The 12,408-nt window shown below is 56.2% G+C and carries 10 protein-coding genes; all 10 read left to right on the top strand.

The features are described from left to right. Positions 1 to 23 precede the first annotated feature (23 nt). Positions 24 to 2,066 carry a putative cobaltochelatase gene (locus EDD75_RS05445; RefSeq protein WP_123929236.1) on the top strand — a complete coding sequence of 681 codons (2,043 nt, stop codon included), beginning with the start codon at positions 24 to 26 and terminating at the stop codon, positions 2,064 to 2,066. 120 nt (positions 2,067 to 2,186) lie between these two features. Continuing rightward, positions 2,187 to 3,323: a magnesium chelatase ATPase subunit I gene (locus EDD75_RS05440; protein WP_123929233.1), complete on the top strand. Its 1,137-nt coding sequence runs from the start codon at positions 2,187 to 2,189 to the stop codon at positions 3,321 to 3,323. A gap of 294 nt (positions 3,324 to 3,617) precedes the next feature. Next, positions 3,618 to 5,192: an ABC transporter substrate-binding protein gene (locus EDD75_RS05435; protein WP_123929230.1), complete on the top strand. Its 1,575-nt coding sequence runs from the start codon at positions 3,618 to 3,620 to the stop codon at positions 5,190 to 5,192. A gap of 90 nt (positions 5,193 to 5,282) precedes the next feature. Next, complete coding sequence (gene nikB / locus EDD75_RS05430) at positions 5,283 to 6,224, top strand: nickel ABC transporter permease (RefSeq protein WP_123929226.1); 942 nt, start codon at positions 5,283 to 5,285, stop codon at positions 6,222 to 6,224. Positions 6,225 to 6,228: 4 nt separating this feature from the next. Beyond that, positions 6,229 to 7,068: a nickel transporter permease gene (gene nikC, locus EDD75_RS05425; RefSeq protein ID WP_211328101.1), complete on the top strand. Its 840-nt coding sequence runs from the start codon at positions 6,229 to 6,231 to the stop codon at positions 7,066 to 7,068. 18 nt (positions 7,069 to 7,086) lie between these two features. Further along, a complete protein-coding gene (locus EDD75_RS05420; protein ID WP_245963081.1) occupies positions 7,087 to 8,022 on the top strand; it encodes an ABC transporter ATP-binding protein in 936 nt (311 codons plus the stop codon). Next, positions 8,015 to 9,016, top strand: coding sequence for an ABC transporter ATP-binding protein (locus tag EDD75_RS05415; protein ID WP_123929217.1), 1,002 nt, complete (start codon positions 8,015 to 8,017; stop codon positions 9,014 to 9,016). Before EDD75_RS05420 ends, EDD75_RS05415 begins: the two co-directional genes overlap by 8 nt. Positions 9,017 to 9,048: 32 nt before the next feature. Further along, the gene (locus EDD75_RS05410) at positions 9,049 to 9,813 is read left to right on the top strand and encodes a class I SAM-dependent methyltransferase (RefSeq protein WP_170157734.1); all 765 of its coding nucleotides are present in this window, start codon (positions 9,049 to 9,051) and stop codon (positions 9,811 to 9,813) included. Positions 9,814 to 10,167: 354 nt separating this feature from the next. After that, the gene (locus tag EDD75_RS05405; protein WP_170157733.1) at positions 10,168 to 10,995 is read left to right on the top strand and encodes a nucleoside recognition domain-containing protein; all 828 of its coding nucleotides are present in this window, start codon (positions 10,168 to 10,170) and stop codon (positions 10,993 to 10,995) included. Positions 10,996 to 11,469: 474 nt separating this feature from the next. Further along, positions 11,470 to 12,213, top strand: a complete 744-nt coding sequence (locus EDD75_RS05395; RefSeq protein ID WP_123929209.1) for a DUF4198 domain-containing protein — start codon at positions 11,470 to 11,472, stop codon at positions 12,211 to 12,213. Positions 12,214 to 12,408: the final 195 nt, after the last annotated feature.

Genomic DNA, 12,408 nt, shown 5'->3' with positions numbered 1-12,408 from the left:
GGAATCGTTTTGGGGAGGTAAAAATGGCCGAATACAGGCGCTACGTTTATCCCTTCACGGCTATCATCGGCCAGGAGGAGCTAAAGCTGGCCCTCATTTTGAACGCCATCAACCCGCTGGTTGGCGGGGTGCTGGTGCGCGGGGAAAAAGGGACGGCCAAATCAACAGCGGTGCGGGCTTTTGCGGCGCTCTTGCCGCCGCTTAGGGTAGTGGCCGGTTGCCCCTGTAACTGCGACCCGGAGGATGAGGTGGCTCTCTGCCCTTTTTGCCGGGAACGGCTGGCGGCCGGTGAGCCGCTTTTGCCGGTGACGCGGCCGGTGCCGGTGGTGGACCTGCCGGTATCTGCTACCGAGGACCGGCTGGTGGGAAGCCTCGATTTCGAGCAGGCGCTGCGCTACGGGCAGCGGCGCTTCGAGCCGGGGATTCTGGCGCGGGCGAACCGCGGGATTATTTACGTGGACGAGGTAAACCTGTTAGACGACCACCTCGTGGACCTGCTTCTCGACGCGGCGGCCTCTGGGGTGAACGTGGTGGAGCGGGAAGGGATTTCCTTTGCCCACCCCGCGCGCTTCATCTTGGTGGGGACGATGAACCCGGAGGAAGGGGAGCTGCGGCCGCAGTTACTCGACCGCTTCGGACTGTGCGTGCCGGTGGCGGCGGTGCGGGATCCGGCGGCGCGGGCGGCGATTACGCGGCGGCGCGAGGCATACGACGCTGACCCGCTGGGTTTCACCCAGGCTTTTGCGCCGCAGGAGGAAGAGCTGCGGCAGCGGCTGGCGGCGGCGCGCGTGCGCCTGGCGGCAGTGGTGGTCAGTGAGGCGGCGGTGGAGCGGGCGACGGAGTTAGCGGCCGAGGCTTTTTGCGCCGGGCAGCGGGCGGAGATCGTGCTGGTGCAGGCGGCGTGGGCGCTCGCCGCTTGGGAGGGGCGGGACGCGGCGACACCGGCGGACGTAGAGCGGGTGGCGGAGCTGGTGCTTTACCACCGGCGGCGCGAGGCCCCGCCGCCCCCGCCGGCGCAACAGCCGGAGGAAGAGCAGCAGGAGGAACCACCGGAACCGGAGCAGCCGGGAGAACCGGAGAAGCCGGAGGCCCAGGAGGAGCAAGAAAAGGACGAAGCTCCTCCGCCGCCAGAGAAAGGAGAAGAGCGGGAAGAGGCGGGTGAGGAACGGGAGGAAAAAGAGGCACCGGCTTCACCGCCGCCGGCCGCAGCGGCGGAGACGGTTTTCGCCGTCGGTGAGCCTTTTCCGGTGCGGCGGCTCGACCACGGGCGCGACCGTATCTTACGCAAGGGTTCGGGACGCCGCTCGCGCACCCTCACCCCAACCCGCGCCGGGCGCTACGTGCGAGCGACGGCGCGGCAGGGGCGGAACGATCTCGCTTTCGACGCGACGCTGCGGGCGGCCGCGCCCTACCAGCAGCGGCGGGAAAAGAACGGCCTGGCCATCGCCGTGGCGCCTGACGACATCCGGGAGAAGGTGCGGGAGAAGCGCGTTGGGAACTTCCTCCTCTTCGTAGTGGACGCGAGTGGCTCGATGGGGGCCGAGCGGCGGATGGTAGCGGCCAAAGGGGCGGTCTTATCGCTCTTGCTTGACGCCTACCAGAAGCGGGACCGCGTGGGGCTAATCGCCTTTAAAGGGGAGCAGGCGGCGGTTTTGCTCCCGCCGACGAACAGCGTGGAGCTGGCGCACCGGTGCTTGGAAGAACTGCCTACGGGCGGGCGAACGCCGCTCGCCGCGGGGCTGCTGCAGGCGTACGAGGTGGCGCGCGCCCATCTTTTCAAAAACCCCAACCTTTCGCCGCTCCTGATCATCGTTTCTGACGGCCGGGGGAACGTGGGTTTGGCGAACGGTAAACCCCTGGAAGAGGCCTGGCGGGTGGCGGCGCTCATCCGCGAGGAGCAGCGGATTAAGAGCCTGGTGGTGGACGTGGAGAAAGAAGGTGTCTTGAGTTTCGGGCTGGCGCGGCGGTTAGCGGCGGCTTTAGGCGCGACCTATTTCCGGGTTGAGGATTTGAAGGCGGACGTGTTGGTGGCGGCGGTGCGGGCGATAACGGAGGTTGGAGGTTAGAGGTTGGAGGTTGGAAGTTAGGGCTTGGAAGCTTGGGTCTTGGGGAAATCGGCGGTACCGGTTGCGTTGACTAATGATGGGTTACTATGGTGCTAACGAAAATTCGTGGGGAGGCAACTTATGCGCAAAGAGATTTTTCCTTTCACCGCTTTGGTCGGTCAGGAAGAGATGAAGAAGGCACTGGTCTTAAACGCGGTCAACCCGCGCATTGGCGGGGTGCTGATTCGGGGCGAGAAGGGCACCGCTAAATCGACGGCGGTGCGGGGCTTGGCCGAGCTTTTACCGGAAATCAGGGTGGTGGCCGACTGCCCCTTCGGCTGCGACCCGGACGACATAACGGTGATGTGTGCGGATTGCCGCCAGCGGCGGGAGGCGGGCGAAGCGTTGCCTGTCGCCACGCGGAAGATGCGGGTGGTGGACCTGCCGGTTTCGGCCACGGAAGACCGGGTGGTGGGGACGCTCGACATTGAGCACGCGCTCAAAAAAGGGGAGAAGCGGTTTGAGCCGGGGGTGCTTGCCGCAGCCAACCGGGGCATCCTCTACGTGGACGAGGTGAACTTGCTCGACGACCACGTGGTGGACGTTTTGCTCGACGCGGCGGCGATGGGGGTGAACACCGTGGAGCGCGAGGGCGTTTCCTTCAGCCACCCAGCGCGCTTCATCTTAGTGGGGACGATGAACCCGGAGGAAGGGGAGCTGCGGCCGCAGTTGCTCGACCGCTTCGGCCTCTGCGTCAACATCACCGGCGTGACCGATCCGGCGCTGCGGGCCGAGATCGTGAAGCGGCGCCTCGCCTTTGAGGAGGACCCGGCGGGCTTTGCGGCGGCCTGGGAACCGGAGCAACAGCGGCTCCGGGAGCAGATCGTGGCGGCGCGGGTGCTTCTGCCCCGGGTGACGGCCGCCGACGAGATCCTGCTCCTCATCGCCCGGACGGCGATCGAAATGGGGGTAGACGGCCACCGGGCGGACCTGGTGATGCTGAAAGCGGCGAAAACCAATGCGGCGCTCGCCGGGCGGCGTGAGGTAACCGAGGAAGATGTGCGGGAGACGGCGCACCTGGCCCTGGCCCACCGGATGCGGCGGAAGCCCTTCCAGGAAGTCGCGGTGGACCAGGAAAAACTCGCGGGTATCCTGGGGGCGCGGCTGCACCGCCGCGACGGACAGGCAGCAGTCCATACCCACCCGCACACCCACCAGCACAGTCACGCGCACACCCACCCGCACGGGCGCGAGCACAGCCACGGCGGGGGGTGGTGAGGTTTTCGGGTGACTCAAAGCCTAAAAATGATTTAGGGCGAGGTTGTGTAGGTAAGGAGGTGATGAAGGGTCACCTGTTGGCGTGCCATTTTGCCGCGTATACACGTCACACTGACTTTCTGCAACATGCGCAGGTGAACAGGTGCCGCAATTATTTTAACATAAGGCCCGGGACGTCGTTTGTCATAAGGCGCCCATCCTGTTTTTAGCGGCACCAGCAGAAGGATGAAAATTTATTTTCGGGGTAGAGTGCACCCTTAGCTTTGAAAGTGAAATCGACAAGGGGGAACGAAAATGCAACTGAGAATGAAGGGTTATTTAAGAGCCGTAAGCATCGCTTTAATCAGCCTGTTTTTAATTTCCGCAGCTGCAGGTTGCGCAAAAACTGGCGATCAGGCTCCGGCTACCAAAGGGGAGAAGGTGTTAAGGCTGGGAGCGGTAAAGGATTTTAAAGAAGCTATAGAGGGCAAAAATTTGATTTTTGAGCGTTTTGTCGGTGTCGACCGCGAAGGAAATCCTGTTCCGCAACTGGCAGAGTCTTGGGATGTATCTAAGGATGGGAAAATATACACTTTCCATTTACGAAAAGGGGTTAAGTTCCACAATGGGACAGTACTCGATGCTTCTACAGCAAAATTTGCTTTTCAGTGGATAGCAAACCAAGCGCCTTTCGGACGCTATATTGAAAAGGTAGAGACACCGGACGATAATACTTTGAAAGTATACTTTAAAGAATACTACGCCCCATTTTTGCTCGACCTGGCCAGCGGATGGACCAGTCCTGTGATTTGCCCTGAGGCCGTAGAACCTGTGGGGAGTGTGGATGGTAAACTGACTAATTTCATTGGGACGGGGCCGTTCAAGCTGGCAAATTACGAAAAAGATAAACAGGCGGTGCTGGTTCGTAACGACGACTATTGGGGTGATAAGCCCAAAGTGGACAAGGTTATCTGGAAAACGATACCTGACCCGCATGCCCAGATCGTGGCTCTCAAGGCAGGAGAAATTGATATGATTGGGATTACAGAACATCATTCCAGCATACCTTACGTGGAGGTCCCAGGCCTCAGAAAGACGGGAATTAAGGTAGAGGCAACATCCTACGGCCGGTATCAAGTGTTGGAGTTTAATTGCCAGAAAGAGCCATTCAAGGATAAAAGGGTAAGGCTAGCTTTAAATTTAGCTATTGACAGAGAAAAGATGGTCAAGGAACTCTTCGGGGGGCTTACCGAGCCGGCATACACGATAACCGCCCCGTGGTTTAAGTACGGCCCTTCTAACGTTAAGCATAAGTACGGTTACGATCCAGAAAAAGCAAAACAACTGCTGGCTGAAGCAGGATGGAAGGACACGGACGGAGATGGGATTCTGGACAAAAATGGAAAACCATTTGTTTTTGAACTGTTAATCCCGGCAGGGGAGGCAAACGCTGATGCTGTAGCTGTTTTCGTGCAGTCGGAGTTGAAGAAGATTGGAGTGCAGATGAAGCTACTTACCCTGGAAAGCGGAGCGGCCTGGGATAGATCTAAAAAAGGAGAATACGACATGTTTGTGCACCATAGCTTTTGTTTACCCTCGATCCCCGGCGGTATTGGCATCGGCCAGAAGTACCATTCCAAATCTAAAAGCTGGCCCGCCGCTTATCATACTCAGGAACTGGACCGGTTGATCGAAAAAGCCTGGAGTACCCCTGATGAAGGTGAACGTAAAAAAATTTGTGATGAAATATGGGAGATCTTGCACCAGCAGGCTCCTTGCATCCCTCTCTATGATATCGTAAAAGTGGTTGCTTACCGGGATAACGTATCCGGGTTCAAACCCGCCCCGACCATGTTCGATATGGAGCTTCAGTACATTGAAGTTAAATAAGGAAGTTAAATAAGCGGACCACGATAGACGTTTCAAGTCCGTGCCGGGCCGGGGAAAACCGGCCCGGCACGGAAGAAAGGAAACATGGTTATGAGAACACTGCTCATCCACAGGTTGGTATCAGCCGTTTTTGTAATGCTGATCGCGTCGTTTCTTTCTTTTTCCCTTCTTTTCTCTGCTCCGGGAAACCCGGCTGAAACTATTCTCAGACAGCAGAGCGGGCTGGATCCCACCTACGACGAGATAGAACTATTTATGAAACGGCACGATTTGAACCGGCCCTTTCTTGTCCAATGCTTACAATGGTTGTATTTACTCACCCACGGTAAATTAGGTGTTTCTCTCAGGACGGGGGAACCCGTATTGGAAGAGTTCACGGCCAGGTTTGGTGCTACTTTTCAACTGGCCGGAGCTGCAATGGCCCTTTCGGTGATCATTGGACTCCCAATAGGGGTTTTTGCCGCTACAAAACCCAATTCACTTTTCGATCACATAATCCGGGTTGTGTCTTTAGCAGGGGTATCCATTCCCGAGTTTTGGCTTGGGTTGATGTTGATGCTGTGCTTTTCGCTGGCCCTGGGGTGGTTGCCCTGCTTTGGCTACGGTACCATAAGGCATCTGGTTTTACCAGTCGTTACGCTTGCCGTAGGGATTACTGCATCCCTGGTGCGATTCGTGAGGGCCAACATGCTAGAGGTGCTAAACCTTGACTATATCACAACCGCAAAGGCAAAAGGTCTCAGAGAGGTAATCATCGTCTGGAAGCACGCTTTAAAAAACGCCCTGATCCCGGTTATAACCATCCTCGGTATACAGCTGGGGCACTTGTTAGCTGGAGCAGTGATAGTCGAAACCGTATTCTCCTGGCCCGGCATAGGTAAGTTTTTCGTTGATTCTATATACGCCCGCGATTATCCCGTTATTCAGGGATTTGTTCTAATCATTGCCGCGATATATGTACTGATTAATCTACTGGTGGATATTCTATATGTTTACCTGGACCCGCGGGTAAGATATGAGGGGAGGGGTTAATTACTTGTACATTCTGGAAGTAACCAGGGGAAAAAAGATGCTACTAACAGGCAGTATCTTAATATTTAGCTTCATGGTACTGGCTGTGTTTGCTCCCTTTATTGCTCCGTATAACCCTGATGATGTAAAGGTGGAAGAACGCCTCCTGCCCCCCGGCGAGTACCACCTGATGGGTACAGACGGCTTTGGAAGAGACATTTTCAGCAGAGTCGTTTTTGGAACCAGGTACTCCTTGTTTCTCGCGCTGGTAGTGGTATCAATTAACCTGCTTCTGGGTCTGATGGTTGGATCCATTGCTGGATATTTTGGGGGTTTGGTAGACGAGTTGATCATGCGTGTTGTAGATATCTTGCTGGCTTTCCCTAATATCATCCTGGCGCTTTGTATAGTGGGGGTTCTGGGTCCTTCCATTCAAAATCTTATTCTTGCTCTGGTTGTCCTCGGCTGGGTTAGCTACACGAGGGTATCTCGGGGTCTTGTGCTGTCCATCAAAGAGCAGGGGTTCATCGATGCCGCTAAGATCCTCGGGGGGAGCAACATGTACATAATTATGCGGCACATCGTACCTAACGCTTTTCCTCCTTTACTCGTTCTGGCTACTCTTCACGTTAGCCATACAATCCTGTCTATTGCTGCATTAAGCTTCCTGGGTCTGGGTGTACAGGCTCCTACGCCGGAATGGGGCGCCATGTTAAGCGAGGGCAAACAGTTCATCTTTACGCATCCACACGTGATGATTTTCCCGGGGCTGGCTATAACTTTGTCCGTTCTCTCCTTCAATCTCCTGGGTGAAGGTTTGAGGGATGTTTTAGATCCGCGGGCACGGGAAGTGCTGAATGTGTAGCAGGGAGGAGGTTATGTGGTGCTCCTGAAAATTACCAACCTTCGGGTTTACTTCAAATCAGCGGACGGATTTGTTAAAGCGGCAGACGGGGTGGATCTGGAGTTATCTCCCGGGGAAATACTCGGGCTTGTGGGTGAGACCGGTTCCGGGAAAACCGTATTAGGACTGGCAATAACCCGTCTGCTTCCCAAAACTGCTGCGGTAAGTGGTGAGGTTTTATACCGGGGACAAAACCTTCTGGCGTTGTCGGAGGAAGAGATGCGGAAGGTCCGGGGACGACAGGTATCAATGATATTTCAAAATCCTTTGAGTTCCTTAAACCCAACCTTGAGCATTGGCGAACAGATTGCGGAAGTGCTTCGGGAACACCGGGGACTGAAGAGAAAAGCAGCCTGGCAGAGGGCAGGAGAACTTCTGGAACTGACGGGTATCCCGGTGAAGTGGATCCGCAGTTACCCCCATGAATTAAGTGGAGGAATGCGGCAGCGGGCCATGATTGCCATCGGTCTCGCCTGCGCTCCTTCCCTGCTTATTGCTGACGAACCTACCAAGGGGCTGGATGTTACCATTCAGGCACAGATTGTGGAATTGCTGCATGCGGTAATAAAGGGTGTTCACCCAACCCGCTCGATGTTGCTAATTACCCATGATCTGGGGGTGGCTGCAGCACTGACGGACCGCCTGGCCGTAATGTACGCCGGTAAAATCGTCGAGTACGGTCGTACCGGAGAAGTATTTAAAAATCCGCGGCATCCTTACACTCGCGCGCTGCTGGATTCTCATCCCAGTAATGGACTTATAGCCACCAAGGGTTTCAGCCCTTCCTTGATAAACCTGCCGTCGGGCTGTAGTTTTCACCCCCGCTGTAAGAAGGCGCGCAAAAAATGCGCACATGAACCTCCTTTGATGCAGAGGATAGGTTTAGACCATGAGGTGAGGTGTTTTTATGCTTGAGGTGGTGGGGATTAGAAAAGTTTTTACGAGCGGGATTTTTCGCCGGAGATCTATAGAAGTGGTTAGAGGAGTTTCTTTTAGGGTTCATAAAGGACAAACCCTGGGCCTGGTGGGCGAGAGCGGTTGCGGCAAAACCACGGTTGGGAAGATGATTGTGAGGCTTATAGAACCCACCGCCGGTCGGATTCTTTTTAGCGGGATAGAGCTTGCACGGCTAGACCCCCGGAAATTGAGAAAGTTGAGGCCGAAAATCCAGATCATTTTTCAGGACCCCGATAGGGCCTTTAACCCTCGCTGGAAGATCAGGGATAGTCTGGCCGAACCTTTTAAACTTAACCGGTTGGCCCGGAGCAGGGAAATTATCGACCGGGTTTTAGAGTTAATTGAAACTGTTGGGTTGCACCCGGAACACCTAAACCGGTATCCCTTTGAACTTAGCGGCGGGCAACTCCAGAGAGTGGCACTGGCGCGGGTACTCGCTCTTCAGCCGGAACTCATTGTAGCTGACGAACCAACTTCTTCGCTGGATGTATCCGTTCAGGCTCAGGTACTTACTCTTTTAAAGAAGCTGCAGCGCCGGTTTCAATTCGCCTGCGTTTTTATTTCTCACGACCTGAACGTCGCCCGCTGGATGAGTGACCGGATTGCGGTAATGTACCGGGGGAAAATCGTTGAAGAAGGGAAAACGGAGAGTATCTTTGGCAGTCCCCGGCATCCCTATACCCAAGCTTTATTAGGCGCCATATTGGTTCCTGACCCTGAAGCCGGGAGAACGGGGAGGGTAGCGAGCCTTAATCATGTATCACCTGAAGTTAACCTTGAAAAAGCTGGTGGTTGCTCGTTTCAAGACCGTTGCCCGCACGCAGAAAAAATTTGCCGGGAGGAAGAACCCCCGCTGGTGGCCTCGGCTCCTGACCACCAGGTAGCCTGCCACCGCTTTAAAGATCTTGTTCCTGTCCAGGCGAATGTGACGGGGAAAGTTTGCTTTCTTTAATCTTAACAGCGGTCTTAAGGGGGGAGATGGTTATGACGGTTCAAAACGCGCAAATAAAGGAAATGATAAGGCAAAGGTGGAACCGCAGAGCGGATACCTTTGACAGGTCACCGGGACACGGCATTCATACCGCAAGAGAAAAAGACGCCTGGATTGGCCTTCTAAAAGGGGTACTGGGGGATAAAAGGCTTGAAATCCTGGATGTGGGAACGGGTACCGGGGTCGTTGCACTGCTCCTGGCGGAATTAGGGCACAGGGTGACGGGTGTAGATATTGCTGAGCAAATGGTGCAGAAAGCCAGGGAGAAGGCAAAAAAGTTGAATCTTGCTGTAGAATTCCGGGTCGGTGACGCGGAGGTATTACCTTTTAAAAATAATTCTTTTGATGCCGTTATTAACAGGCACGTCGTTTGGTCGTTACCTGATCCGGAAAAAGCGATGGCGGAGTGGAAAAGAGTTTTGCGACCGGGGGGAAAACTGATCATTATTGACAGCAACTGGGGCAAAACGATGCCGTTATACAAAAAAGCATGGCGTTTTTTTGCCCAGTTACTTATCCTTTTAACAGAAAGAAGAAATCCCTGGGCCGGGCGGGGGCACCGGCAGATGGAAAAATACCTGCCGATGAGGCAAAAGAAGCGTCCTGAGGCAGACATCGAGATACTTAGAGGCCTGGGGTTCCGGGTGGAGGTAACGAAGGTAGACATTCCGCGCTGGGATACGTTTTTGGGGTACCTCAAGTATGGTTATTTCCGCGGAGAGGAGTTTTTACTTATGGCGACTGATTGCCCTCATTGAACCCATGGCCAGTTAACGCAAATTGTTATTGCGGGATGTCTCAGGTACCTCCGCTCTGAAGATACGTGCCGGCCCACGGTGCTCGGAAGACGAATTGATAGGGGTTGAACGGGCTGGCAGGAACGGCTTTGAAGGAAAAACCGCCAGCGATACCTGGTAGCGGGCAGGAAGCCGGAGTGGTTTTGAACTCCTGCCGGTCCTATGGAAAGGTGGGGATGACAGGTGCAGCTCATTTCAGATGTTCTGCCCGATGTGCTGAAGCTGTGGAAGAATGTATTGCCTTCCATGCTGTTGGGTTGTTTTTTGGGCAATCTGTTTCAAAATACTGTTTTTCTACGGCGGCTAGGCCGGGTAATGTACCCCCTAGCGCAGTTGGGCCATTTGCCTGTGGGCTGTGCCACCTCCCTCACCTTATGCCTGGTCGACCGGATTGCCGCCTACACCATGCTGGCTGGGCTGAAAAATACCGGGGTAGTCGGGGCCCGTGAGGTGGTAGTTTCTTTTCTGGTTTCCGCGCTTCCCACCGGGCTGTATTTCACGATTTTTTTCTTCAGCCCGGCGGTTATTGCATCCCTGGGGTGCCTCACTGGAGCCGTATACCTGACAATTTACCTTGGTATAAGTCTGACGGTCGGCGCTGTGGGGTTGCTGCTGGGCAGGCTGCTTTTGCCGCGGCCGGGTCAGGCTCAGAAAGGGGGTGAACAAAGCCGGGAAGCAGTTCATACATCCTGGCGGGACAAGCTGACGAAAGCGGCGCGGCGGACCATTCCCGCTTTTTGCCGCCTGGCCGTGGTTTTCATGCCCGTCACCTTTCTGGTGTTGATCATGCTGCATACGGAGCTTGTCGGCCAGATAATGCGGCAGGTTGACCCCATCTTAGGTTACCTGGGTCTGCCGGGCCCTGTGCTCTTCGTTATTACTACCGGTGTGCTGAGCATGATTGCCGCCATAGGCACCCTCGGCCCCATCCTGCAGGCCGGTCTGGTCACTCCGGCGGAGGCAGTCACCGCGTTGCTGGTTACTTCGGTACTGCATTACCTGTATGAATTCTGGAGCCATGGTTTGCCCACCAATGTCTCTATTTTCGGACCTAAACTGGGAATGGAGGTGAGTCTGGCAGTGTTGCTGGTGCGGGAATTCGCAACGTTTCAGGCCCTGGGATTGGTGATCCTTTTGCGGTAGGAAACACGCCCGGCGTCGCCGCGACTTGGGTTCCCTGGACTACTGAAACCGGCTGGCCGGGCGGTTTGAACGCTGGTCCGGCCAGGAGCGCACCAGAAGACGAATGGACAGGGTGTTGTCCTGGCTGGAGGGGCAGGGGGGCCTGCAGCCGGGGATGGAAGTGCTGGACATCGGTACCGGTACGGGTGTCTTCACCCTTCCCCTTGATCGCCGGGCGGGGAGGGTGACCGCCCTGGAGCCGGCCCCGGCCAATGCCTGGCTCAAAGAGCAAGTTCCTCACGCAAGTCGCGTACTTCGATGTTGGGTATCGGTTTGAAGTGTTTCGGGTCGGTTGTAATTGATGATGACAACAGGAATAAAGGGTGGTATTTACCGCGAGGCGCTTCAAAAAATTTTTTACTAGCTTCAAGCGGGAAAAGGTAAATGATCGATGATGTGTAGGGTTTTACCGGAGCAAAAGTGAGGTGCTGTTTTATGCTCAAAGTTGTTCAGGGTCACGAGATCTGGGTTTTGCCGGAGGCGTCGCACGTGCATGAGGGGCGCGAGGCGCGCTGCCGCGTCTTTTACGGGCACGCGGGCCGGCCGGACGGCCTGGCGGACGTGAACCGCCTTGCGGCCTGGGCGGTGGCGCCGGACGGCAGGCGGATAGCCGCATCTTTAGGACCGGGAGACAACACCTTTCACTTCGCCCGTTTTACGCCCGATCAGGACGGCTTCTGGGCGGTGACGGTGGAAAACGACGTGGGGCCGGTAGCGGTTGCCAAAGACGGCTTTTACCGCCGGGGCACCCGCCGGGACTACCCTGACGCCCGCGAAGTGGGCTACTATTACCAGTACGCCAAGACTTACGTGCAGGTGGGACACTTCTGCGAAGGTTGCGGCGTGGTCCGGCCGCCGGGGGTTGCGTGCCTGGATCACGACCTGGAACTGGTGCTGGCGCCGGGCGTTTTCCGGGTGGGCGACGCGGCGCTCCTGGAGGTGCGTTACCGGGGCCGGCCGCTGGCCGGGGCGGAGGTGAAGGCCACGTGGAGCCTCCGGGAGAAAGAGGGCTGGGCCCTGGTGAGACAAACCGATGCGGCGGGAAAGGTAAAGTTTACGCTGGCTCATCCCGGCCACTGGCTCTTTTACACCCGCCACGCCGATGAAACCTTGGGTAAAGAAAGCGAGTACGACAAGCGCGTATACAGCGCTACGCTGGGGCTTTTCGGGGTGCGGTGAGGCTTTCAGCAGGCGCCCCGCCATAACTTCTATCCCCTCCACAGTTAACCCTTCAAAGCGGCTACCCCGAAGGTTTCGTAATGCCGTTTCTCCGGCGGTTGGGGTGGCCTTTCCCTTTTGGAGCAAAAGCCGGTAGTTCGCCTTCCCGTTGCGGGCGGCCTTTCGCGGTGGCGCCGGTGGCCGCGGTGTTTCGCG

It is taken from the genome of Thermodesulfitimonas autotrophica, from assembly GCF_003815015.1.
Taxonomy (GTDB): domain Bacteria; phylum Bacillota; class Desulfotomaculia; order Desulfotomaculales; family Ammonificaceae; genus Thermodesulfitimonas; species Thermodesulfitimonas autotrophica.
This window is presented reverse-complemented; position numbering and strand designations above follow the sequence as displayed.

What these genes read in the sequence shown, in the direction of transcription:
- EDD75_RS05435 (WP_123929230.1), top strand. Translation starts at nt 3,618, where the DNA reads ATGCAACTGAGAATGAAGGGTTATTTAAGAGCCGTAAGCATCGCTTTA.
- EDD75_RS05445 (WP_123929236.1), top strand. Translation starts at nt 24, where the DNA reads ATGGCCGAATACAGGCGCTACGTTTATCCCTTCACGGCTATCATCGGC.
- EDD75_RS05405 (WP_170157733.1), top strand. Translation starts at nt 10,168, where the DNA reads ATGTACCCCCTAGCGCAGTTGGGCCATTTGCCTGTGGGCTGTGCCACC.
- EDD75_RS05395 (WP_123929209.1), top strand. Translation starts at nt 11,470, where the DNA reads ATGCTCAAAGTTGTTCAGGGTCACGAGATCTGGGTTTTGCCGGAGGCG.
- EDD75_RS05410 (WP_170157734.1), top strand. Translation starts at nt 9,049, where the DNA reads ATGACGGTTCAAAACGCGCAAATAAAGGAAATGATAAGGCAAAGGTGG.
- EDD75_RS05440 (WP_123929233.1), top strand. Translation starts at nt 2,187, where the DNA reads ATGCGCAAAGAGATTTTTCCTTTCACCGCTTTGGTCGGTCAGGAAGAG.
- EDD75_RS05415 (WP_123929217.1), top strand. Translation starts at nt 8,015, where the DNA reads ATGCTTGAGGTGGTGGGGATTAGAAAAGTTTTTACGAGCGGGATTTTT.
- nikB (WP_123929226.1), top strand. Translation starts at nt 5,283, where the DNA reads ATGAGAACACTGCTCATCCACAGGTTGGTATCAGCCGTTTTTGTAATG.